The sequence below is a fragment of the Streptomyces sp. NPDC052682 genome, from assembly GCF_040678435.1.
Lineage (GTDB): Bacteria > Actinomycetota > Actinomycetes > Streptomycetales > Streptomycetaceae > Streptomyces.
This window is the reverse complement of record NZ_JBFATS010000006.1, coordinates 112,641-136,003: the sequence shown is the minus strand read 5'-3', so window position 1 is coordinate 136,003 and position 23,363 is coordinate 112,641. Positions and strand designations below refer to the sequence as shown.

At 70.3% G+C, this 23,363-nt stretch carries 20 protein-coding genes, 1 tRNA gene and 1 pseudogene; 12 read left to right on the top strand and 10 right to left on the bottom strand.

The window, feature by feature from the left end; genetic code table 11:
* The first annotated feature begins 234 nt into the window (after positions 1–234).
* The 3 genes from AB0K80_RS11235 (at position 235) to AB0K80_RS11225 (ending at position 5,532) form a co-directional block, all read left to right on the top strand.
* Complete coding sequence (locus tag AB0K80_RS11235; protein ID WP_365668175.1) at positions 235–2,535, top strand: (Fe-S)-binding protein; 2,301 nt, start codon at positions 235–237, stop codon at positions 2,533–2,535.
* A 200-nt stretch (positions 2,536–2,735) separates the two neighbouring features.
* A complete protein-coding gene (locus tag AB0K80_RS11230; RefSeq protein WP_365668173.1) occupies positions 2,736–5,120 on the top strand; it encodes a hypothetical protein in 2,385 nt (794 codons plus the stop codon).
* Between the two features lie 10 nt (positions 5,121–5,130).
* Complete coding sequence (locus tag AB0K80_RS11225) at positions 5,131–5,532, top strand: DUF5955 family protein (protein WP_365668171.1); 402 nt, start codon at positions 5,131–5,133, stop codon at positions 5,530–5,532.
* 43 nt (positions 5,533–5,575) lie between these two features.
* Here the strand turns inward: AB0K80_RS11225 and AB0K80_RS11220 are convergent, their stop codons facing one another.
* Positions 5,576–5,902, bottom strand: coding sequence for an antibiotic biosynthesis monooxygenase (locus AB0K80_RS11220; protein ID WP_365668169.1), 327 nt, complete (start codon positions 5,900–5,902; stop codon positions 5,576–5,578).
* Positions 5,903–5,971: 69 nt separating this feature from the next.
* Positions 5,972–6,379: a hypothetical protein gene (locus AB0K80_RS11215; RefSeq protein WP_365668167.1), complete on the bottom strand. Its 408-nt coding sequence runs from the start codon at positions 6,377–6,379 to the stop codon at positions 5,972–5,974.
* A 267-nt stretch (positions 6,380–6,646) separates the two neighbouring features.
* Between AB0K80_RS11215 and AB0K80_RS11210 the strand changes: the two genes are divergently transcribed.
* The 3 genes from AB0K80_RS11210 (at position 6,647) to AB0K80_RS11200 (ending at position 10,760) form a co-directional block, all read left to right on the top strand.
* Complete coding sequence (locus AB0K80_RS11210; protein ID WP_365668165.1) at positions 6,647–8,137, top strand: VCBS repeat-containing protein; 1,491 nt, start codon at positions 6,647–6,649, stop codon at positions 8,135–8,137.
* Positions 8,138–8,244: 107 nt separating this feature from the next.
* A complete protein-coding gene (locus tag AB0K80_RS11205) occupies positions 8,245–9,684 on the top strand; it encodes an FG-GAP-like repeat-containing protein (protein ID WP_365668164.1) in 1,440 nt (479 codons plus the stop codon).
* A 68-nt stretch (positions 9,685–9,752) separates the two neighbouring features.
* Entirely contained in the window at positions 9,753–10,760 is a 1,008-nt protein-coding gene (locus AB0K80_RS11200) for a Yip1 family protein (RefSeq protein ID WP_365668162.1), read from the top strand.
* 107 nt (positions 10,761–10,867) lie between these two features.
* Here the strand turns inward: AB0K80_RS11200 and AB0K80_RS11195 are convergent, their stop codons facing one another.
* From AB0K80_RS11195 to AB0K80_RS11185, 3 genes are all read right to left on the bottom strand, one after another.
* Entirely contained in the window at positions 10,868–11,365 is a 498-nt protein-coding gene (locus AB0K80_RS11195) for a phosphoribosyltransferase (protein WP_365668160.1), read from the bottom strand.
* Positions 11,366–11,376: 11 nt separating this feature from the next.
* Positions 11,377–11,952, bottom strand: a complete 576-nt coding sequence (dcd, locus tag AB0K80_RS11190; protein ID WP_365668158.1) for a dCTP deaminase — start codon at positions 11,950–11,952, stop codon at positions 11,377–11,379.
* A 119-nt stretch (positions 11,953–12,071) separates the two neighbouring features.
* A complete protein-coding gene (locus AB0K80_RS11185; protein WP_365668157.1) occupies positions 12,072–12,230 on the bottom strand; it encodes a hypothetical protein in 159 nt (52 codons plus the stop codon).
* A gap of 260 nt (positions 12,231–12,490) precedes the next feature.
* Between AB0K80_RS11185 and AB0K80_RS11180 the strand changes: the two genes are divergently transcribed.
* Positions 12,491–12,561, top strand: a tRNA-Gly gene (locus tag AB0K80_RS11180).
* Between the two features lie 531 nt (positions 12,562–13,092).
* On the top strand, positions 13,093–13,620 hold the full coding sequence (locus AB0K80_RS11175) for a hypothetical protein (protein ID WP_365668155.1): 528 nt from the start codon (positions 13,093–13,095) through the stop codon (positions 13,618–13,620).
* A gap of 58 nt (positions 13,621–13,678) precedes the next feature.
* Here the strand turns inward: AB0K80_RS11175 and AB0K80_RS11170 are convergent, their stop codons facing one another.
* The 5 genes and pseudogenes from AB0K80_RS11170 to AB0K80_RS11150 form a co-directional block, all read right to left on the bottom strand.
* The gene (locus AB0K80_RS11170; RefSeq protein ID WP_365668154.1) at positions 13,679–14,158 is read right to left on the bottom strand and encodes an ASCH domain-containing protein; all 480 of its coding nucleotides are present in this window, start codon (positions 14,156–14,158) and stop codon (positions 13,679–13,681) included.
* Positions 14,155–16,221, bottom strand: coding sequence for a GNAT family N-acetyltransferase (locus tag AB0K80_RS11165; protein ID WP_365668153.1), 2,067 nt, complete (start codon positions 16,219–16,221; stop codon positions 14,155–14,157). The genes AB0K80_RS11170 and AB0K80_RS11165 overlap by 4 nt, the downstream gene beginning before the upstream one ends.
* Before the next feature lie 194 nt (positions 16,222–16,415).
* A pseudogene (locus AB0K80_RS11160) lies at positions 16,416–17,566 on the bottom strand (site-specific integrase).
* On the bottom strand, positions 17,566–17,778 hold the full coding sequence (locus AB0K80_RS11155) for a helix-turn-helix domain-containing protein (RefSeq protein ID WP_365668151.1): 213 nt from the start codon (positions 17,776–17,778) through the stop codon (positions 17,566–17,568). Before AB0K80_RS11155 ends, AB0K80_RS11160 begins: the two are co-directional and overlap by 1 nt.
* A gap of 135 nt (positions 17,779–17,913) precedes the next feature.
* Entirely contained in the window at positions 17,914–18,171 is a 258-nt protein-coding gene (locus AB0K80_RS11150; protein WP_365668149.1) for a helix-turn-helix transcriptional regulator, read from the bottom strand.
* 473 nt (positions 18,172–18,644) lie between these two features.
* Here AB0K80_RS11150 and AB0K80_RS11145 point away from each other — a divergent pair, with 473 nt between their 5' ends.
* The 4 genes from AB0K80_RS11145 to AB0K80_RS11130 all read left to right on the top strand — a co-directional run bounded on the left by AB0K80_RS11145 (position 18,645) and on the right by AB0K80_RS11130 (position 23,227).
* Positions 18,645–19,487, top strand: a complete 843-nt coding sequence (locus tag AB0K80_RS11145) for a helix-turn-helix domain-containing protein (protein WP_365668147.1) — start codon at positions 18,645–18,647, stop codon at positions 19,485–19,487.
* 13 nt (positions 19,488–19,500) lie between these two features.
* On the top strand, positions 19,501–20,190 hold the full coding sequence (locus tag AB0K80_RS11140; protein ID WP_365668567.1) for a hypothetical protein: 690 nt from the start codon (positions 19,501–19,503) through the stop codon (positions 20,188–20,190).
* A 950-nt stretch (positions 20,191–21,140) separates the two neighbouring features.
* Positions 21,141–21,482 carry a plasmid mobilization relaxosome protein MobC gene (locus tag AB0K80_RS11135; protein ID WP_365668565.1) on the top strand — a complete coding sequence of 114 codons (342 nt, stop codon included), beginning with the start codon at positions 21,141–21,143 and terminating at the stop codon, positions 21,480–21,482.
* The gene (locus tag AB0K80_RS11130) at positions 21,479–23,227 is read left to right on the top strand and encodes a mobilization protein (RefSeq protein ID WP_365668145.1); all 1,749 of its coding nucleotides are present in this window, start codon (positions 21,479–21,481) and stop codon (positions 23,225–23,227) included. Before AB0K80_RS11135 ends, AB0K80_RS11130 begins: the two co-directional genes overlap by 4 nt.
* Positions 23,228–23,363: the final 136 nt, after the last annotated feature.

Below are 23,363 nucleotides of genomic sequence, written 5' to 3'. Positions count from 1 at the left end.
TAAGTTAGGGGCGAAAAGTCCGATTTCTCGTGAATAACACGAGGCAACGCCGGCCGCCCTCAGGCAACCCTCAGCGATTCAGATCACCCCGCACCCGGCTACAGTGCGGCGGAGGATAGGGGTAGTCTCAGACGGACTGCATAAGTTACCGCTTAGTAATCTCGGGGAACCCTTCAGAGAGCCATCCGAAGAAGGCGTCCCCCGACGACCCCCTCGCAGGCCCGAGGAGCCCCCATGCAACTCGCCGCGATCATCGTGTCGCTGGTCCTGACCGTGGTCGGCGTTGCGCTGCTCGCACGCGCGATCGGCCAGTTCGTCCGGTACTTCAAGCTGGGCCAGCCGGTCCCGGCCGGCACCCGGACCGACAACCCCTACCAGCGCAGCGTGACGCTGGTGAAGGAGTTCCTCGGCCACACGCGCATGAACCGCTGGGGCATCGTCGGCATCGCCCACTGGTTCGTCGCGATCGGCTTCCTCACGCTGCCGCCGACGATCATCACCGCGTACGGCCAGCTGTTCCAGGCCGACTGGACGCTGCCGGTGCTCGGCGGCTTCCTGCCGTACGAGCTGTACATCGAGTTCATCAGCGCGATGACGACCCTGGGCATCCTCGTCCTGATCGTCATCCGCCTGCTGAGCCTGCCGTCCCGGCCGGGCCGCAAGTCGCGGTTCGCGGGCTCGAAGATGGGCCAGGCGTACTTCGTCGAGTACGTCATCCTCACCATCGGCCTGGCCATCTACGTGCTGCGCGGCCTGGAGGGCGCGCTGCACCACGTGGACCACTACGAGGCCGCGTACTTCGCCTCGTACCCGCTGGTGCTCGCCTTCAAGGGCCTGAGCGTGGCGACGCTGCAGAACCTCGTCTACCTGTTCGCGATGATCAAGCTGGGCACGACCATGATCTGGATGATCACGGTCTCGCTCAACACCAACATGGGTGTGGCCTGGCACCGCTTCCTCGCGTTCCCGAACATCTGGTTCAAGCGCAACGCCACCGGTGAGACCGCCCTCGGCGCGCTCCAGCCCATGACCTCCGGCGGCAAGCCGATCGACTTCGCGGACCCGGGCGAGGACGACGTCTTCGGTGTCTCGCAGGTCGAGCACTTCTCCTGGAAGGGCCTGCTGGACTTCTCCACCTGCACCGAGTGCGGCCGCTGCCAGTCGCAGTGCCCGGCCTGGAACACCGGCAAGCCGCTGTCCCCGAAGCTGCTGATCATGTCGCTGCGCGACCACGCGCACGCCAAGGCGCCGTACCTGCTGGCCGGCGGCGGCAAGACCATGGAGGGCGAGGAGAAGGCCTCCGAGGAGCAGCTGAAGGACGTCCCCGCCGCCGCCCTGGCCGAGGCCGAGCGCCCGCTGGTCGGCACGCTGGAGGAGAACGGCGTCATCGACCCGGACGTGCTGTGGTCCTGCACCACCTGCGGCGCCTGCGTCGAGCAGTGCCCCGTCGACATCGAGCACGTCGACCACATCGTCGACATGCGCCGCTACCAGGTGATGATCGAGTCCAGCTTCCCCTCGGAGGCGGGCACGATGCTCAAGAACCTGGAGAAGAAGGGCAACCCCTGGGGCCTGGCGAAGAAGCAGCGCCTGGAGTGGACCAAGGAGGTCGACTTCGAGGTCCCGGTCGTCGGCAAGGACATCGAGGACCTGTCCGAGGTCGAGTACCTGTACTGGGTCGGCTGCGCCGGCGCCCTGGAGGACCGCGCCAAGAAGACCACCAAGGCCTTCGCCGAGCTGCTGCACATCGCGGGCGTGAAGTTCGCGATCATGGGCGGCGACGAGAAGTGCACCGGTGACTCCGCCCGCCGCCTGGGCAACGAGCCCCTCTTCCAGGAGCTCGGCATGGAGAACGTGATGGCCCTGAACACGGCGTTCGGCGAGGAGCTGGACGACGAGGGCAAGGTCACCGAGGAGTCCCGCAAGCCGAAGTCGGCCAAGAAGATCGTCGCCACCTGCCCGCACTGCCTCAACACGCTCGGCAACGAGTACCCGCAGCTCGGCGGCGACTACGAGGTCATCCACCACACCCAGCTGCTCCAGCACCTGGTGGACGAGGGCAAGCTCATCCCGGTCACCCCGGTCGAGGGCATCATCACGTACCACGACCCGTGCTACCTGGGCCGCCACAACAAGATCTACACGCCGCCGCGCGAGATCATCGGCAAGGTCCCGGGCCTGCGCAACGAGGAGATGCACCGCCACAAGGAGCGCGGCTTCTGCTGCGGCGCCGGTGGCGCCCGGATGTGGATGGAGGAGCGGATCGGCAAGCGCATCAACAACGAGCGGGTGGACGAGGCGCTGTCGCTGAACCCCGACATCGTCTCCACGGCCTGCCCGTTCTGCCTGGTGATGCTGACCGACTCGGTCAACGGCAAGAAGAACGACGGCAAGGCCAAGGAGTCCATCCAGGTCGTCGACGTCGCCCAGCTGCTGCTGGACTCCGTCAAGACCCCGGCCGCCCAGGACGAGGACGAGCCCCCGGCGGGTTCGGCCGAGTCGCAGGACGCGCCGGAGCCGGAGCCGGTGAAGTAGCGTCCCCCGCCCCTTCCCTCGACACCCCCTGGCCCATGCGGGCCGGGGGGTGTCGTCGTCCCCGGGGTCGGTGACATCCGGCCATTGTCCTCAACCCGCCGTCGCCCCACGCGTCTTCAGGGTTCACGGCTGTCGCGAACGGGGAAGCACCCTGTGCGGCGCCGGATGCCGGGGATCGACGACGGGGGACCCCAGTGCTCTTGCCCAGACGCATGACGCCCGAGGCGCGGCTCTCCCCACGGGGACGGGCCGCTGTGCTGTGTCTGCTGGTGCTCCTGCTGGGCAGCCCCTGGGTTCAGGGACCCCTGGTGAACCTGTACTGGGACCTCGCCGCGAGCCCCTACAACAGCAGCAGCGCGCGGTGGCTGATCGAAGGGGCCCTCTTCCCCGGCTGGTCGCTGTCGCCGGACGGGAGCCACCGCGGGATGGTGCTGGGGCTGAACGACGCCGGCTGGCTGTTCCTGGAGGCCGGCCGCGACGGGGCGGTGCCGGTCGTCAACAACGTCAGCATCGTGGTGCTGCTCGTGGCGCTCGCCTTCGTCGCCGCCCGGATGCCGGGCCCGGGCGCCCGGAGCCGGCTCGGCTGCCTCGTCACGGGCGTGCTGCTGTCACAACTGGTGGCCGTGCTGTGGTGGTGCCTGCTCATGGTCTTCGTCGACACGTTCCGCCCGCGGGCCGACGGGTTGCTCCGCTACCTGCTGAGCGCTCCCCTCTCCTTCGGCCTCGCGCTCGGCGCGCTCCTCGCCATCCTGTCCCCCGCGGCGAGCCGGGCCCCCGCCTCCGCCGTGGGCGTACGGATCTCCGGGGCGGTCGGCGCGGCGCAGGCGTCGCTCCGTCACAGGAAGGTCCGGCACGGAAAGGAAGGAGTCGGTATGGCGAACCCGCAGCTGCACATGCCGGTCGGGCGCGTACCGGGGGACGTGACCCGGTATCTGTGTGCCGCGGCCTACCTCGACGAGCGGTTCGCCGACCGGGTGGTGGAGGAGGTCCTGGCCGACGAGCCCGGCGCCGTGGCGCCCTCGCCCGGTACCGACCTGGTGGCGGTGGTCCACCACAGCCTGGCGGCCAGGGAGCTCCGGTACCGGCGTGACCTGCGGCTGGCGACGGCGTTCGGCGTCGTGGCCCTGCTCGCCCCGCTGTGGCTGCTGTTCGCCGCGACGGTGCTGTCGGTCCTCGCGGGAGGGGGCCGCGCCCGGCCGACGCTGGCCACCCGCGGCCGTCCCGAGCCGCGCGGCACGGTGCTGGTGAGCACCGGGATCACGGCCGGGGTGCTGCTGCTGTGCGCCTTCCCGCTCGCCGCCCTCGTCGGGTCCTGGCCCGTCTCCGGGTTCCCGGCCTGGCTGTGCGGCGCCTACCTGGGCGGGGTGCCGGCCGGGCTCGCCTCCATCGGCGCGGTGGTGTTCGCGTACGTGACGGTCGTCGACGACGCCCTGGACACCGACCGGCTGCTGCGCACCACCCTGACCCGCGAGGCGTTCGCCGGGCAGGACCTGCCGCCCGTACCGCGGCGGGAATGGATCGCGGAACGGCTGGAGGCCGTCGAGGAGGCACGGGACGGCAACGTCACCGTCTACAGCGGGTTCTCCCCGTTCATCGGGTACGCCGACGCCCTCTCCACCTGGTCGCTGTCCGTGCCGCTGCTGCCCGCCGACGACCCGGTGGACCGGGCCGCGCGGCCCGCCGAGCCGGAGCCGTTCACCGTCCCCGACCTCGTCGAGCACGTCCGCGCACGGCTCCGCGCGGCCGCCGCGCGCGGCAGCGCCGACGCCGAGGCCCTGCGGTCCCTCACCGTCGAGGACCGGATCTTCGCGAGCGGTACGGCCATCCGTGACGACAGCCGTTTCCTGCTGCCCACCCGCCTGTCCCCGGCCGCCCGGCTGTCGCCCGAGGCGGTCGAGGAGATCATGCTGCGTCCGACCGGCACCGTACGCCACTGCCTGGCCGTCCATGTGCCGCTGTGGGGCGGGGACGTGGTGCCGAGCGTGTTCCTGCACTTCTCGACCGCGGGCACGACGCTGCACCTGTACTGCGACAACCACGTGCTCGGTCCGGTGGACGCCGCCTACCACGTCGTGGACCGCCTGCCCGACCCGCTCACGCCCGAGCGGCGGCGCGGGGTGCTGGCCGCCGCGCTGGCCCACACCGGCCCGGCGTTCCTCGGCGCGCCGTTCCGGGCGCTGCGCCACGCCCGCTTCGAGGCCCGGCACAGCCGGCGCATGGGGGACGAACGGACCGCGATGGAACAGGACCCGTGCTTCGACTACGGTGCCCGGCTGAGCATCCGGGAGATCGCGATGAGCCCCCGGTACCACAACTACTTCCAGGTCGTGGACGCCGGACGGATCACGGCCGCGGTCGAACGCCACACCCTCGCCGCGATCCGCGAGTTCCTCGACACGCGCGGCTACGACACCACCGACTTCCGCGCCCAGCAGCAGACCATCCTCAACCAGGGCCTCATCCAGCAGGGCGGCATGAGCATCATCGGCAACCAGGCGATCGGCGCCGGGGCCAGTGCCACGCAGCACGTCACCCGGCCGTCGGGACCGGCCGCCGCGGGTGCCGCCGCCGGTTCCCAGCAGTAAGGAGTCCTCCATGGGCCACGACGACGTCCGTCCCGACCCGCCCGTCAACAACGGCCTGGTGATCAAGGGCGGGACCCACTACGTGGGCAACCAGGCGATCGGCCACCGCGCCCAGGCGTTCTCGAACTCGGTCGGCTTCCACCAGCAGGGGCCGCACCTGGACGCCCGTACGGCCGAACTCCTCGCGTACGTCGAGCGGTTGCTGGAGGAACACCGCGAGGAGCTGGCCGACCCGGACGCGACAGGCCGGGAGCTGCGGCGGCTGCGCGAGGAGCTCGAGGAGGAGGAGCCGCAGCAGCCGGTCCTGCGGCGCGCGCTGGACCGGCTGACCGCGTTCGTGCAGCCCGTAACCCCGCTGGCGGTCGCGGTCGGGGAACTGGCGCAGGTGGTGCGGGGAGCCCTGGGGGCCTGACACGGCCTCCCCGGCCGCCCCGCCACCGGCTTCACCGCCGTGGTTACTCCGCCTTCGGCCCGGACTGCTGCACCACCTCGAAGGACCACAGCGTCGAGTCCGAGGCGGCGGGCTTGGGCCGCTCCCCGCCCTCGCCGCCGCCCTGGTGGGCCGCCTTCATCGGGCCCTCCAGCCAGGCCTGGAAGGACTCCTCGTCCCGCCAGCGCGTGTAGACCAGGTACTTGTCGGTGCCGTCGACGGGGCGCAGGAGCTCGAACCACTCGAACCCGTCGGAGCTCTCCACGGCGTGGGCGCGGTGGGCGAACCGCTTCTCCAGGATCTCCCGCTGCTCGGCGGGAACGGTCAGCACATTGATCTTGACTACGCTCATGCCCCCATCCTGCCCGCTGCCGGGGCGGGGCCGGGCACCGGCTCGGTGGCGCGGACAGCCGATCCCCGCTCACAGCAGATTGACGATCCCCAGACCCGCCGTCCCACTGCCGAGGACCCCCGCGGCCAGTGCGACGGGCCAGAGGCGGGCTCGTGGGTACTTCCCGGCCGGATAGAAGAACAACGGATAGCCGGGATCGAAGTCGATCCGCACCCGGTCGCCCTCCGAGAAATCCAGGTCGTCGAATTCCTGTGGCGTACCGGCGTATTCCCTGGACGGCTCGCCGGTCGTCGAACTGACCGGAGTGAACCGGTAGGAGCGGCCCGTCGGCAGTGTGAAGGAGCCCTGGATCTCGACTTCTGCCGTGACTTTACGCCGGTGTTCACGCAGCCCGCTCACAAAGATGTACGCCGCCCACGCCAGGGCGCCCGCACCCGCACACACCTCGAAAAGAGCCGCTGTCACCCCCAGATCCACGCAGCGACCTTAACAAGAGCACGGGACAGGAGGGCCCGGGTCATGGCCCTGCCGGAGGTGGACCGGGGAGACGGTCACGTCCCATCCGGCTCCCAGATTTACCGAACTCACGTACAACCCTTACGTCCCACCAGCGGTCTCCTGATCGCCGACCGCCCCGTGAACGCCCGGCCGACCCCCGGTGAACGGCGGACACGGACGCGGGCCCGGCACCTCATCGTCTGCGGATGCCCCCGGGCATCCCCGCATGCCGCAGGAGAACCCCGCATGCACCAGCACCCGCGCCCGCACCGGCGCGCCCACCTGCGACTCGCCCTCGCGACGGCCACCGCGGCCGCGCTGACGGGCGGTCTGCTCACGTTCGCGGCCTCGCCGGCGACGGCCGCCGACTCCACCCACGTCCCGCAGGCCGACTTCAACGGCGACGGCATCGGCGACGTGGCCTTCTCGGCCTCCGGCGCGTACGTCAACGGCAAGAAGGACGCCGGCCAGCTCGTCGTCCTGTACGGCACCGGCACCGGCGTCTCCTCCGCCAAGCGGTCCGTGATCAGCCAGAACACCGCCGGCAACCCGGGCACGGCCGAGACCGGCGACGTGTTCGGCGCCGAGACCGCCTACGCCGACTTCAACGGCGACGGCTACGACGACATCGCCGTCTCCTCCCCGCTGGAGGACGTCGGCAGCGACGTCGACGGCGGCGGCGTCGCCCTGCTGTGGGGCTCGGCCAACGGCATCACCGGCACCGGCGTCACCCTCGCCGACCCCGCCCCGAGCTCGCACGACCGCTGGGGCAAGAGCCTGGCGGCCGGCGACTTCGACGGCGACGGCACGGCGGACCTGGCGGTCGGCAACACCTCCACCGCCATCTACGTGTACAAGGGCGGCTTCACCGCCTCCGGCACCGCCGTCAAGGGCCGCTACACCATCAAGCCCGACATCCAGTCCGGCGGCCCGCTCAACCTCACCGCGGGCGACGTCAACGGCGACAAGCGCACCGACCTCGTGGTCGACGGCTTCGAGAACGACACCGACCAGGGCTGGAACACCAACTTCCTGGTGCCCGGCACCGACGGCGGCCTGTCCGTCGGCGACGCCCGCCCGCTGAAGGCCGGCGTCATCACCGGCATCGGCGACATCAACGGCGACGGCTACGGCGACATCGTCACCGGCATGTACTGGAACAAGACCGACAGCGACGGCGTGAGCTTCCCGGAGGCCTCCGACGGCGGCAAGGTGTGGATCACCTACGGCGCCCCGAGCGGCGTCGGATCCACCACCAGCGTCACCCAGAACACCGGCAACGTCCCCGGCACCTCCGAGAAGAACGACTACTTCGGCTACGAGCTGGACCTCGGCGACGTCAACGGCGACGGTTTCCAGGACCTGGTGGTCGGCGTCGCCGGCGAGAACATCGGCAGCGTCACCGACGCCGGCGCCCTCACCGTCCTGTACGGCTCGGCCTCCGGCCTGAACACCGCCTCCGGCGCCCAGTCCTTCGCGCAGAGCAGCCCGGGCGTGCCCGGCGAGGACGAGAAGGGCGACATGCTCGGCGCGGACGTCAAGCTCGACGACGTCACCGGCGACGGCCGGGCCGACCTGCTGGCCGGCTCATACGAGAACACCGGCAACGGCGCGGTGCTCTACCTGCCGTCCAACGGCTCGAAGATCACCACGGCCGGTGCGCGGACCGTCTCCCCGAGCGCCTCGGGCGTGTCGACGACGGGCTACCCGAACTTCGGCGCCAACTTCGCCGACTGAGCCCTACCCACCGTTCCACCACGGCCGGGTCCGCCAAGGCCCGGCCCGTCTTCCTGCACGGCCGGGTCCGCCAGGGCCCGGCCCGCCTTCCTGCCTGGAGTCCCGCCTTGCGCAAGCGCGCCCTCCTGCTGGCCGCGGCCCTGACCACCGGCCTGCTCACCACCCTGCCCGCGACGGCCTCCGCCGCCCCCTCGGGCCTGTCCGGCGACTTCAACGGCGACGGTTACCGCGATGTCGCCATCGGGGCCATGGGAGCGGACGCCGGCTCGGTCCGCAACGCCGGCGCCGTGGTCGTCCTGTACGGCTCGTCCTCCGGCGTCTCGGCGTCCCGGAAGACCGTCATCACCCAGAACTCCACCGGCGTGCCCGGCGCCGCCGAGTCCGGCGACCGCTTCGGCGCGGCCCTGGCCTCCGGCGACCTGGACGGCGACCGGTACACGGACCTGGTGGTCGGCTCGCCGTTCGAGTCCATCGGCGACCGCCAGGGCGTCGGCACGGTCACCGTGCTGTGGGGCGGCCCCTCCGGCCTGTCCGGCGGCGCCGCCCTGCCCCAGCCGCCCGCGTCCGAGCTCAACGAGTGGGGCGGCTACGGCTCCGGCGTGGCCGTCGGCGACTTCGACGGCAACGGCAAGCCGGACGTCACGGTCACCGGCCAGAACCACACCCACCTCCACCACGGCCCGTTCACCCGCAGCGGCACCCCGCTCAACCACACCGGCGTCGGGGAACTCGGCACCACCTACGAGGTGGCCGCGGGCGACCTGACCGGCGACGGCGACGCCGAGCGCGTCTACCCCTACCTCGTGGACGGCGACCCCGGCGGCACGATCGCGTACTTCACGTACGACCCCGGCAACTGGGACGCCCACCCCGAGTCGGACTACGCCCTGGCCGGCCTGCCGGCCGCCGACGGCCAGAAGGCCGTCATCGCCGACGTCAACGGCGACCGGTACGGCGACCTGATCCTCGGCGACTACGAGGACCCGCGCAGCGGCAAGCCCGGCGGCCACAAGGGCGGCCAGATCACCGTCTGGTACGGCGGCGCGAACGGCCCGGACCCCGCGCAGCAGCCCACCGTCATCCACCAGGACACCCCAGGCGTGCCCGGCGCCGGCGAGAGCGGCGACCTGTTCGGCTCGGCGCTGTCCGCGGGCGACGTCAACGGCGACGGCTACGCCGACGTGGCGGTCGGCACCTGGGGCGAGGACCTCGGCTCGGTGCAGGACGCGGGCTCGGTGACCCTCCTGTTCGGCTCGGCCTCCGGCCTGAGCGCCGCGGGCGCCACGTCGTACTCGCAGGACACCGCCGGCGTACCCGGCTCCTCCGAGTACCGGGACGCCTTCGGCATGACGGTCCGCCTGGTCGACCTCGACAAGAACGGCAAGGCCGACCTCGTCACCGGCGCCGGCTACGAGAACGGCTACGGCGCCGTCACCGTGCTGCGCGGCACCGCCACGGGCCTGACCACCTCGGGCGCGACGTTCCTCTCGGCCCGCGACGCCGGTGTCAAGGGCGGGGACGCCTTCGGCTGGGCGATCGCCCAGTGACGGATCACGGACCCGTACGGCAGGACCCCGACACCTCACCGGACAACGCCAGTTGCTCCCCTTAGGGGATGTCACAGCTCGGCCGCAAAGCCGGGCCCGGACACCCGGGCCCGGCCCGCCACCCTCCAGGACCAGGTACGTTCGAAGACGTGGCTGGATTCAGGATCGGACGCGGCCGGAACAACGGCGCTCCTCACGCGCGACCGCAGCAACCCCCGTACGGACAGCAGACGCCGCAGGGGCCGTCGTACGGCTACCCGCCGGCGCCGCAGCCGTACCCGCCGCAGCAGCCGCCGTACGGCGCGGGCGGCACCGGCGGCGGCCCGTGGCCGGGCGGTACCGGCGGCGGTGGCTACGGCGGGCGGGACGAGCCGGAGTACTTCGGCGACGGCGGCCACCCGCCGCAGCCCGCCGGCCCCGACCCGTACGCGGCGAACAACCCGGGCCACACCCAGGCCTTCGCGATCGGTGAGGACCCCTACACCCAGGGCGACACCTACCGCGCGGGCGCTGCCGCGCCCCCCGGCCCGATCGGCCCGCGCCTGCACTGGAAGGCCCTGCTGAAGGGGATCTTCCTCTCCCCGAACCAGACGTTCCTGCAGATGCGGGACTACACGATGTGGGGCCCGGCCCTCATCGTGACCTTCCTCTACGGCCTGCTCGCGGTCTTCGGCTTCGACGGCGCCCGCGAGGACGCGATCAACGCGACCCTGTCGAACGCCATCCCGATCGTCCTGACGACGGCCGTCGCGATGGTGCTGAGCGCCTTCGTGCTGGGCGTGGTCACCCACACCCTGGCCCGCCAGCTCGGCGGCGACGGCGCCTGGCAGCCCACGGTCGGCCTGTCCATGCTGATCATGTCCCTCACGGACGCGCCCCGCCTGGTCGTGGCGATGTTCCTCGGCGGCGACGCGACCTTCGTCCAGCTGCTCGGCTGGGCCACCTGGGTCGCGGCCGGCGCCCTGCTGACCCTCATGGTCAGCCGCTCCCACGACCTGCCGTGGCCGAAGGCGCTGGGCGCGTCGGCGATCCAGCTGATCGCGCTGGTGTCGATCGTCAAGCTGGGCACGTTCTAGGCGCCACCGGCACAGCGAGAGGGCCCCGGCGGCAGCCGGGGCCCTCTGTCGTGTCCTGCCCTCAGGCGTCGTCGTGTCCTGCCCTCAGGCATCGTCGCGTCCTGCCCTCAGGCGTCGAGCACCTGCCCGTCGCGCCGCACCACGGGCGGCTCCACGGACCACGGGAAGTTGATCCACTCATCGGTCCGCTTCCACACGTACTCGCACTTCACGAGCGACTGCGACTTCTCGTAGATCACGGCGGACCGCACCTCGGCGACGTGCTCGAGGCAGAAGTCGTGGACCAGCTTGAGCGTCTTGCCGGTGTCGGCGACGTCGTCCGCGATCAGCACCTTCTTGTCGGTGAAGTCGATCGCGTTGGGCACCGGCGCGAGCATGACCGGCATCTCCAGCGTCGTACCCACCCCCGTGTAGAACTCCACGTTCACCAGGTGGATGTTCTTGCAGTCCAGGGCGTAGGCGAGCCCGCCCGCCACGAAGACACCGCCCCGGGCGATGGAGAGCACGACGTCGGGCCGGTACCCGTCGTCGGCGATGGTCTGCGCGAGCTCGCGTACGGCCCGCCCGAACTGCTCGTAGGTCAGGTTCTCGCGGTTGTCGCTCATGCCTGCCCCGCTCACACCTGGGTCCGGTGGAAGTTGAGGTAGGACCGCGAGGCGGTGGGCCCCCGCTGCCCCTGGTAGCGCGACCCGTAGCGCTCACTGCCGTACGGGTGCTCGGCGGGCGAGCTGAGCCGGAACATGCACAGCTGCCCGATCTTCATGCCCGGCCACAGCTTGATCGGCAGCGTCGCGAGATTGGACAGCTCCAGGGTCACGTGCCCGGAGAACCCGGGGTCGATGAACCCGGCGGTGGAGTGCGTCACCAGCCCCAGCCGCCCCAGCGAGCTCTTCCCCTCCAGCCGGGAGGCAAGGTCGTCAGGCAGCGTGATGACCTCGTAGGTGGAGGCGAGGACGAACTCCCCGGGATGCAGGATGAACGGTTCGTCGCCCTCCGGCTCCACGAGCCGCGTCAGGTCCGGCTGCTCGACGGAGGGGTCGATGTGGGGGTACCGGTGATTCTCGAACACCCGGAAGTACCGGTCGAGGCGCACGTCGATACTCGACGGCTGCACCATGGAGTCGTCGTACGGTTCGATCCGCACCCGCCCGGCGTCGATCTCGGCCCGGATGTCCTTGTCTGAGAGAAGCACGCCCCGAGGATACGCAAGGCGCGCGGAGCAGCCACAATCGTGACGGCTCCACGCGCCCGGGTACTGCGGTGGTGCTGGGTGGTGCTGCGGTGGTGCTGGGTGGTGCTGCTGCTCGACCGCTACTGCTTCTCGAGGCTCACCGGCACGACGCTGCGCAGCCGCGCACAGCGCGGACAGCGAACGAGCCGGCCGGGGCCGAGGCGCTCGGCCTGCTGCATCGGGAACGAAGCGGTGGTGAACACGTGCCCATCGGCACAGCGGACGACGGTGCGCTCCATCAAGTCCTTTGAGTCCCTTCCCCAAGAGCCGCGTCTGGCTGCTGCTTGCCTGACGACAAAAGCCACACTACGGGATCAAAGGAACGGCCCTCCAGGCGGCACTCCGCTCCCACCGTACGCCCCAACTCGGTACCCCCGCAGCCGCCTCACATGCCTGCGCAGCAACAGACCCCAGGGGCCGAGCACCTGGGGTCCGGGATGAGGTACAGTGGGCGAGCGTTCGGACACCGAAGCGGGGTTTCCGCAGGTCGGCGTCTTACGCGGGTGTAGTTTAATGGTAGAACATCAGCTTCCCAAGCTGAGAGCGCGAGTTCGATTCTCGTCACCCGCTCTGTGATGAAACCCCAGGTCAGCGGCCTGGGGTTTGTTTGTTGTCTAGTCCAATTTGAGGGTGGCGTGCCCTCTGCGTGCCCTAAGTGCAGGTCAAGCGGCCACCCAGAGGGCCCTGGAGCGCCAGCTCGACCCCAACAGCGCCGGAGTGTCTCGAATAGCGAGACGCATTTTGAGTGACCCCGGTCACAGGTCGAGCAAACGGTGAACAAGTCACTGTCGCAAAGGGCGATTTGAAGGATGGCGCCGGGCCTCGACCGCGCCAGCCCTGCTTCGACCGTTCTACCCCGGCCAGGCGAGCTGGTGGTTCACAATGCGCGACATGTCCCCCAGGTACAGCCGCTCTCGAAGACACCGACCATCGCCGCGGTGCGGGCGCTCCATGCAGAAGGGGACGCCGTGCAAGCTCCCCCAAGAGATCGGCCGGGGCTGCCGCCATCACGCGACACGGGCCGAGCGCGAAGCGGCAAAGGCGGAGGCAGAAGCCCGAGCCGAGAGGGCAAGACTGCGGGCCGAACGAGAACGGCGGAGGATGCACGTCGGCCTCGGCGTCGTCACCCTCGCCCTGCTGGTCGGCCTGGGCTCCTGCGCCTGGGACTCCTGGACGGACGAGCAGCACGAGGCCGCGTGCAACCCGCTCCGCACCAAGGCACGCAGGTTGAGCGACAAGGCGCAGGCGGTACGGGTTCCTCTTGTGCCGGCCATCGACCCGAGCGTTCTCCACCTGCAGCTCGGCCCCGATTTCCCTGACGGCCTCGGAGACATCGACGCGACGTCGGCTACAGAGTCGGACATCGCGGCGGCGTACAGCGAGAAGCGCGACCTCGCCGGGCAGGCCGCGCAAGTCGTGCTCGATCACCGGGAGTGCTTCAGCGATCTCTACATAGGCCAAGCCTCCCGTATACGGCAGGCGCCTTCAGAAGTCAGCCGCGTGGTGATGCCCACGCCCGCGCACTGCCTGGACGGATGGCCCTCTACGTCCATCGGACAGCAGGGAGCGTGCTCCCATCACGGCGGCGTCGTTCCTGGGAGCCAGTGGGCGACGTTGCTCTTCGCCTGACCCAGGTGAGTCAACCGGTCGGCGCCGATGACCGCGCCGTATCGTTCACCTGCTCTCACTACGCGAGCACCAGGCCACCCAACGCCTCGCGAAGGGCAGTGCCCACAACAGGGCCAGCTTCGGCCACCTGCCGGAGATCGCCGCTCTTCATATAGCGGTAGCTCTGCGGAGGATGGAAGGCACCCGTGGCGCGCAGCGCGCTGAGCGGCACGGGTTCGTCGAACGACACGGGATCTTCCAGCGTGAGACCGCTGGCCTGGGCAGCGCCGCTCATGTAGGCGTCGTACTCGCGTTGGGTGATCCCTGTCTGGGCACGATGCGCCGACCAGACCTCCCTGGGGGAAGCCACGTGGACTGAGACGATGCGCGCCATGCCCACCAGGGCCATGGTGGGCGCGGTCGCGTAGAGGAGAACCGGCGTTCCGGGAGGCGCGGCGACGCGTTGGCGGCGGACCTCCACCGTCTTGCTGCCGGCCAGGATCGCGGTGGCGAAGCGCGGGTGGACGGACAGCAGCATCGCGCGTTCCGGATCGCTCACGTCGTTCGGTGCCCCTCTTTGTAGATCGCCTGGAACAGCTCGTTGCTGATCTTCGACAGCGAGATCAGCGAGTTCGACGACCACGGTAGTCCCAGGTCCCTGGCCAGCGAGGTCAATCGCCGCAGCGTCACCGGCTTGGGGAAGATCTCGGTGTCCGAGAACCTCAGCGCCATGGCATGGCCGGAGGCATCAGCGGCTTCTTGAACCTCAGCCCGACCATATACGCCCAGGTGTTCGAATTTCGAGAACAGGGTGTCCGGTGTGTCGATGAGCACCTCGTCGAGTCGCGAACTACCCACCACCATTTGGCCTTCGACTGCGGACTTGCCCTCGCTGACGTACCAGAGCAGGCGCGCGGGGACACTCTCCCCACGACGACCGGAGGAGCGGTAGTAGACATGTTCCCGGCTGATGCCCAGGACGTCACTCCGCGGGACGAGCATGGCGGGGACATTGAACAGCTCGGTCGACCAGCGGGGTTTGATAGGCAGCAGGAAGGACGGCAGCTCGGAGTCGATGACCTTCGCCGGCCACCATGCCCGCTCCACTACGGCGGCCACCTCGGCCGGCATCCCAGCCCGGAGCGTGGTCGTCTCCACGGTCAGCTCGCGGGCGAGCCCACCGGCCACGGCCTCTACCTCGGCGGCCGTCCCGCATACATTCACTAGGAAGGCGACGAGTCTGCCGTCGTGCTCGAAGTACCCGTCGTCCCCTGCCGCGGTCTTGGCGACCTCGGAGGGATGAGGATCGCTGATGCGGATGATCTCGGCGCCGTAGTCGCGCCCAAGGCGCTTGAGCAGGAAGAGGAGTTGTCGTGCCAGTGTCTCTTCCAGTGGGTGGCCGGCCGTGCGGAGGACGGGGACGATCAGGGTTCGTCCGTCCAGGGCCCATGCGTAAAGGGCGACGGGGCGGCCCTCTCCGTCGCGCAGTAGCTCGCGGTGCCATGCGATCGTTCCCTTGTTAAGGGAGCGCAGCCGCTCGGCAAAAGCCGAACCGTCGTCGTGGCCCGACTGGTGGAAGAACGCGACCAGTGTGTCTTCCGCACCCGGCGCCACCTCACTGGACCTGAACTCCGTGCCCATCAGATCGGCTGGGCGGTACATCTGGGCCTGTCGCAGCTCGTCCACGTGCAGCGTCACCGTGGCCGGTGACACGACGCGGACGCGGGCAACCTCCCACGCTACGTCGGCCAAGCGCGCGAGCAATGGGTCTCGCGTCGCCAGGACTTGCAGTCCGGCACACGACGTCTCGGCTATGTACTGCAAACAGCGCCGTAGCTCTGCGTCGACGGTCATGTCCGGCAGCGCCTGCGTGGCGGCTTGGAGCAGTTCAGCGCTTCGCTCGTCTACAGCGGCCGGGACGGGGGACAGCTTGCGCAGGCCCGTGAGGGCCGCCCGCTGGTGCTGGCGCTCGGCCGTGTCCGTGAGGTCCCGGATCTCGTGGACGAGCTGAGGTGTGTAGGCGAGCTCGACCAGATCCGTCATCCAGCCTGCTTCCAGAGCGCGGGACTGCTCAGCCTCGGCCGTGTCGGCGAGTCCGCGCAGATCGGTGAATACGCCGTGGTCGACTGTCACCGCCAGCAGCGCGTCGCTCTCCACTTCGGCGAACAGGTCCGGATGCCCGAGGTCCAGCCACCATCCGTCGAGGATTTCGCCGTCCCGACCGCGCCCTCGGACTTCGCCGTGCGGGACGAAACCCAGGCTCCGCCACATTGCGCTGAGGCCGTAGTCCCGCCGGCACTTGGCCTTGATGCCGAGCCGCTGTGGGTAGCGCGAGGTGATCTCATCTACCAGCATGCGTGCAATGCCCCTGCCGCGCTGTTCTTCCGCCACGCACAGGTGGGCAAGGCGTATGTGCGCACTCCTCTTCGGCAGCCCGAACAGTGCGTACCCGATCACCTCATCCGCTTCAACGGCTGCCAGCAGGCCACCGTCCTCCGCGTGTTTGCGGTAAGCAGGCGGTGTCAGCAGCCCCAGCGTCTTGGTGTAACGATCACCGAGCGCCACCGCCTTGCCGATCAGCTCCTTCTGTCCAGGCGAGACGAACACCAACTTATTCGCCATTGCTCCCCCTCCACTTGGTCGGCCAGTGCCGACCACAGCTCCCCTGACAGCACATACTGGGAAAGCTGATCTCAATCACGGCCGTCCCTCAAGGGGGCACGAGGGGCGCACGGTGCCGTAGAGACCGTTACTGGGCGAGGAAGGCGGCCGGGCCCGGCCAGAACGGGTCCGGCCGGGCCGCGCTCCAGACATCGTCATGCCTCGCGGGAACGCCGTCGGCCAGCAGCTGACTCGCCGAGCTGCTGCCGTACCTCGGTGTCGATTCCCTGCGCGAGCTTGCGCTGGTGCTTCGCCGTCGAGTGCTGGTAGATCAGCTGGGCCCGCTCCGAGGACTGGCCGGCGCGGACCATGAGGTCCTTCAGCTTGGCGCCGGTGTCGGCGGCGAGGGTGTTGCCGGTGTGCCGGAGATCGTAGAAGCGGAAGTTGTCCGGCATCCCGGCCTTGGTCCTCGCCTTGCGCCACTTACGGCCGAAGGTCGACCGGCGGAAGGGGGCGCCCTTCTCGCCAACGAAGAGGAGGCCGTCCGGCTCCTTCTCGGCGAACCACTGGAGGTGGCGGCGGAGGTCCGGGAGCATGAAGTCGGGCAGGTACACGGTGCGCTTGCCCGCGCGGGTCTTGGGGTCGCCGGTGACCCGTCTTCCATTCGTCAGCTCGGGGACGCGTGCGTGACGCGTAGCGAGCATTCGTCGAGATCGACACTGTGACGGCGCAGTTCGGCCAGTTCCTCCGGGCGGAGGGAAGCGAAGGCGCCGAGCAGGACCATCAGGCGCCAGCGTGGGCCCATGGCGTCGGCGAGGTCGAAGACCTGCTCGATGGTGGCGGTGGGGCGTTCGTCGGCTTCCTCCTTGCCTGCGCCCTTGATGCGGCACGCGTTGTTGGGCAGCAGGTCATCGTCGACCGCGGTCTGCAGGATGGCCTTCAGCAGCCGGTACGACTTGGCGACCGTGGTGGCACCGGTCGCCTTCAGGCGCTCGGCTCGCCACGTGCGGACCGTGGGCGGGGTCACCTCGTCCAGGTCTTTGCCGCCGAAGGTCGGCAGGATGTGCAGGCGCAGGAGGCCGTCGTAGCGGTCGACCGTGGTCGGGGCCAGGCCGCGCTCCTCCATCCAACGCAGTGCGTACTTCTCGAAGTTGACCGCACCGGCATCCGGATCGCGCCATACATTGCGCTCGATGTCGGCACGGACGAGGTTGAGCCAGTCCTGGGCGTCGGACCTGGTCTCGAACGTCTCCGGTGCGGTGTACCGCTGACCGTCGGGGCCAATGTAGCGGGCCTGCCACCGGCCGGAGGCGAGCTTGCGTACCGTGCCGAACTCGCGCCGCCGCTGCGGCTTGCGTCGCGCCATCAGGCCGCCTTCCCGTAGTGGGCACGGCTGCGGCGGACCGGCTCGACGGTGCGCGCTTCGACGTACTCGGCGACCGCGCTCTCAGGGATGCGCACCGGGCGGCCGAGCTTGACGTAGCGGATACGGCGCTCGGCGATGAGGCGGCGGACGAAGCGCTCGCCCGTGCCGAGCAGCTCGCCGGCCTCGGCCACGGTCAGGAGGCGGTCAGCCATTCACAATCACCTCCTTCGCGGTGCACTGAGAGCGGGCGTGGGCAGGCGGTATTGCAGGTCGGCGCAAGGGCGATGCGTCCTTTACTCGGGGAAGCGGTTCGGGGCGGCAGCAGTCCGGGCCAGTGGCAGGCGGGCCTACGCGGCTTGAACCCCGTGGAGAAGTGCCAGGGGCGAGACCCGGAGGGCGTGGGCGAGGGCGACGAGGTCGTCGATGTCGCAGCGGCGTTGGGCGCGTTCGATGCGAGACAGCATCGTGTTGGTCATCGGACGGCCGAAAGCGGTGACGCGGGCGGCGAGCTCGCGCTGGGCGAGGCCGCGTTCGGTGCGGAGGATTTCGATGGTGCGGGCGGTCCGTATTCCGGCCGGACCGATTTCCAGGGATCGTGCTGCCATAGCTCCATTTGTAGCTCCGGATCCCCGGTTTGGTTAACCGGCGATCGTCGGCTATGTTGCGCCCGGCTCAGCGGCCGGGACCTACCTGCGGGCTGGGTTTCGAATATCGGGTCATCGGTGTCTTCGTCAGCCCGGATATGTGCTCTGACGTGGGGTGTTGTGTTGTAGCTTGCGCTCGCATCGGGAGTCAACGGGTTCTCGATGTGATGCTTCTGGCTTCATCTGACGGAGCATTATTTCGGCAACCGCCGATTCGAGTTTATAGTTTTGGTCCCTCGCTCGCCGTCTGCGTTCGCCGTCAGCTGTCTGATTTCCCGGCGGAATGCTGGACTTGTGCGGCATGGATGTGGCTGTCTTGGCCATACGACGCCACCAGCCCTCCCCCGCCCCTTCGGGCCGGGGCCGTGTGCCACCCCCTCCCTGTGCGCCGCCCGCCAAGGGCCGCCCGCACCTCACCTAGGAGCCGCCGCCTCATGAGCCACGACGCCCGCGAATGGGTGTGGAACCACAGCCACAGCAAAGGCACCGCCCGTCTGGTCCTCGCTCTGATCGCCGATCGGTGCATCGACCGGCGCTGCATCGCGTACGCGTTCGTGCCCACCCTCATGAAGCGCGCGAACGCCTCCCGCACCGCGGTGCGGGACGCGCTGGCCAAGCTGATCGCCAGCGGGGAGTTGGTCCCGATCCCCGGACGCAAGGGGCCACGGGGAGAGACGTACTACCACCTGCCGGGCGCTGCCCGGTTCCTCGCCGAACAGTCTGCCGAGGGGGATCAGGATCTGCCGTCCCCCAGGGGTCAGAATCCGACCCCTGGGGGACCGGAATCCGACCCTGCCGACGCCTTCGACGGGGGGCCGGAATCTGATCCCCCGGTACGGAATGTGACCCCCAGCAGGGCCGGATTCAGACCCTCAGGGGGTGCGGATTCCGACCCCCAGAACAGAAGAGAACCGAAGGTGAACGGTAGTAACAGCAGCAGCTCTGCCCCACTCATCCCAGCTACCGACTGGCAGATCGACGACGACGCCCGGGCCTGGCTGCAGGACCACGGCCACCTCGCCCGACTCGGCGAGCACGCCCTGCACGCCGCCGACGCGAAGTGGCGCACCTACCGGGCCACCTGGGATCCCCGCACCGCTGCAGCCTGGGCTGCCGACTGGCGCGCGTGGATCGCCCGCGAGCACACCACCGCCGCCGGACGCCCCAACCTCTACGCCCTGCCCGGCGGCACGCCCACCTCGACCACCGGCATGACGCGCTCCGAGGCGCACATGGCCGCCCTGCTCGCCGCCCTCGACGAACCGACCGGATCGTAAGGAGTAACCACCCCTGGAGCGCAACGAAATCGCCGCCATCCTCGCCTACATCGGCCGCCTGGACCCCCGCACCATCCGCACCGACACGGGCGAGGCCCGTGACCAGCTCGCCCAGTGGCAGGAGCTGCTCGACGACATGCCCTTCGCCACCGCCCACGGCTGGCACGTCCGCGAGGCGATACGGTCCCACGTCCTCGACTCGCCGTACCCAATCCTGCCCGTGGACGTCGCCCGCAAGTGGCGCGCCCACCGACGCGACCGCCTCGACCGGCACACCGACCCCACACCAGTTGCCGACCCGGACGATCCGGCCGCCTGGCGAGCCGGGCTGCTCCGGTCCCGCAACGCTGTCGCCGCCGGTCTGGCCGCCCCCTCGACGCACCGGCAGATCACCAGCGGTGGCCGGTCCCGCGACGTCGAGGAACGCCTGCGCGAGATCGGGTCGTGCATCCCGCCGGCTGTCCGCGCCGAGCTGGCCCGCTACCGTCCGACCCGCGCCGCGCGCGAGGCCGCCAGCATCAGCGGCGTCCCCGACGCGCTCAGCGTCCGATGCGAGTGGTGCCACGCACCTGCGGGTGCACCGTGCCGTCAACGGCGGACGAACCCTGACGGCACCGCCAGGGGCAACGCCGTACGTGCGGCTCCCCATCCGTCGCGCATCGATCTCGCCATCGCCCGGCTGGTCCGACAGCGCGCTGCATGACGCAGCCCCGCCTCGCTCCTCTCGCAGCCGCGCCGTCCTACGACCGATCGGTCCCGGACGAGCCGTACGCGTTCGACGAGGCCATCCTGGCAACCGCGTCCCCGGGACCGAGCCCGCGAAGATCGGGGACCGAACCTCGGTCCCCGACGGTCCCCGCGATCACGATCACCTCATGGCGGGGACGGTGGCGCACGGGGACCGCATCGCGGGGACCGTGACGACGACGAACCGGGGACCGAGAGGGGACCGGTCTCCGATGAAACCGCAGTTCAGAGGGCATTTCGTGCCCGTCCCCAGAGCGTCCCCAGGAACGGTGACCGTCCCCGCACCAGCCCGTTCCAGTCCCCCTCGGGGACCGCAACCGTGCAGGGAACGGGACGGTCCCCGTGACGACCTGTCAAGGGGACCGTCCCGTTGACGATGCGTCAGGGGGACCGTCCCCGATGAGCGTCGCGATCCCCGTCCCCAAGGGTTTGGGGACCGTGCACCGCAGCACTGTGGGGACCGGTCCCCGTTGCGCTCTCTGCAGCCATAGCCCCGAACCCGACAGCGCCGGCCTCGGTTGCCCCGGCCAGCACCATCCCACAGCCGCCGAATTGCTCCGGCCATGGCCCTCGTACGCCGTCGGTCGGCGCCCGGCGGCTCAGCTCCCCTTCCGAACACACCTTGGAGAACCACTCGTGCACAACCGACACCACGAACACACCAACCGGCAGGAGACTCCCATCGGCCCAGACAACAGCCCAGCAAGTTGTCCCGGGAGCAATGCTCCCGGAGTTCCGGCCCCGGGGGTGGCGGGAGCAGCCCTGCGCCCGGGGGCACCGGACCGTCAGGCTGCGACCGAGGGCGGACGGCAGCCAGGGGGCAAGCAGGCCGAGTCCCTCGCGAAGAAACGTCAGCGCGCGCGTCAGCCAAAAGAGCGCAAGCGCGTGAAGCAGCCCAGCTGCCGCATGAACGACGACGAGTTCAAGCGCCTCACCGGCGCCGCCGCCCACTGCGACATGAGCATCGCTGCCTTCCTCGCCTACGCCGCGGACAAGGCCGCTCGTGACCTGACTCGCACCGCCGCGGAGATCGCCACCGAACGGGAAGTCATCGACGAGTTGTTCGCCGCCCGCCGGCACCTGGGCCGCATGCACGGCCTGTTCAACCAGGTCGCCAAGGTCCTCAACTCCGGCGCCGACGCACCCCACCTGGACGCTGCGGCCGATGCCGTCCGAAGCGCCGCCCGGCGTATGGAGGATGCCGCTGATGCTCTGCTCGCCCACCGCGAAGGCGGTGCCGCTGCGTGATTCCCAGCATCCACGAGCGCGGCAGCAGGACGATCGGCCTCCTCAACTACCTCTACGGGCCCGGCACCCACGAGGAGCACATCGACCCGCACCTGGTGGCCGCCTTCGATCCGCTCGCCCCTGACCCCGGCCGCGACCCGAAGGCCACCTACGCGCAGCTTCAGCGGCTGCTTGACCAGCCCGTCAACGCCCTGCCCGCCAGCCGACGCCCCAAGAACCATGTCTGGCATCTGTCCGTGCGGGCTGCCCCGGAGGACCCGGTCCTGTCCGACGAGGACTGGGCCGCGATCGCCCGCCGCATGGTCGCCGTCACCGGCATCGCCCCCGACGGCGACGAGCAGGCATGCCGTTGGGCGGCCGTCCGCCACGCCGACGACCACATCCACATCATCGCCACCCTGGTCCGCGACGACGGCCGCCGGCCCCGCCTGCACAACGAGGCCCGCCGCGCCCAGGCCGAATGCCGCCGCATCGAAGCCGACTACAACCTGCGCCGAGTCGCGCCCGGGGACGGCACCGCCGCCAAGCGTCCTACCAGTGCCGAACGCCACAAGGCGGAGCGCCAGGGCCGCGAACGCCCCGCGCGCGAAGAACTGCACAAGACCGTCCGCCAGGCCGTGGCCGGCGCCGCGAGCGAGGCGGAGTTCTTCGCCCGGCTCAAGGCCGCCGGGCTCCTGATCCACCAGCGCGTCGCGCCGTCCGGGGACCTGCTCGGCTACAAGGTGGCCCTGCCCGGCGACGTGAACGACGACGGCGAGCCCATCTACTACGCAGGCTCCACGCTCTCCCCCGACCTGTCCCTGCCCCGCATCCGCGAACGCTTCCCCACCACCGACGACGTCCACCAGGACGAGCAGGAAGCGGCCACACGTCGGCCGGCCGCCCGCCCGCGCGCAGTTGTGTCGGCTCCGGCCGCCGCCCGGCGCTCGGCCACCCGTGCCGCGTGGACCGTCCTGGTCACCTTCGACCAGGACGGCGACGGCGCTGCGGCGGCCCGCATCGCCGCCACCGGCGAGATCCTGGACACCCTCGCCCAGACCAGCGCAGCGCACACTCGCCAGCAACTCCGTGACGCAGCCTGGGCGTTCGAGCGGGCCACGCGCTCTCACACCCGTGCCGAGTACCGGCATGCCCAGGCCCTGCGCCGAGCCGCCCGCGACCTCCGCTACAGCGGCCCGGCGCTGGGCCGCGGGGAGGACGACGCGACCACGGCGATGCTGATCGACACCCTGTTCTTCCTCGCCACCGCCGCCGCTCACTGGCACGCCCAGCGCCACCACGCCCAGCAGGCCGAGGCCGCCCGCCAGGCCGCAGCCCACCTGCGCGCCGCCTACGCTGCCGCAGCCGAGGAGCCCATGGCCCGCCTGCACGCCCAGGGCCTGCGCCTCGTCCAGCCCGTACGCGACTGGGCCGCCGCCCTCCTCCACGCCACAACACCCGAGATCGCCGAGGCGGTAGTGAACGAACCGGGCTGGCCCGCCTTGGCCGCCACCCTCACCCACGCCTACCAGGCCGGCCACAACCCCAAGGAGCTGCTGACCGAAGCCGTCACCCACCGCGAACTGGACACCGCCGGGTCGGTCAGCGACGTCCTCGTCTGGCGCCTGCGCCGCATCGCCGACCTGCCCGCCGACGCGGCCGAAACACCTTCCACTCGGCCCGCGCGCCACAGCACAACGGCCTCGTCTCCGGGCGCCACTCGGCTCGCAGGTCAAGGCGGCGCACCGCAGGGACACCGCAGGTAACCCCGCTGCGGAGGCGCCTTTCGGTCAATGTTCGACCTGGGCGCCTCCGCCCACGCATTGTGCTGGTTTGCGGTGTGGCGGCGCTTCATGTGCCCGAGGACGATGCCCCTCTGCGTCCGCCGCTGATCGTTGTGGC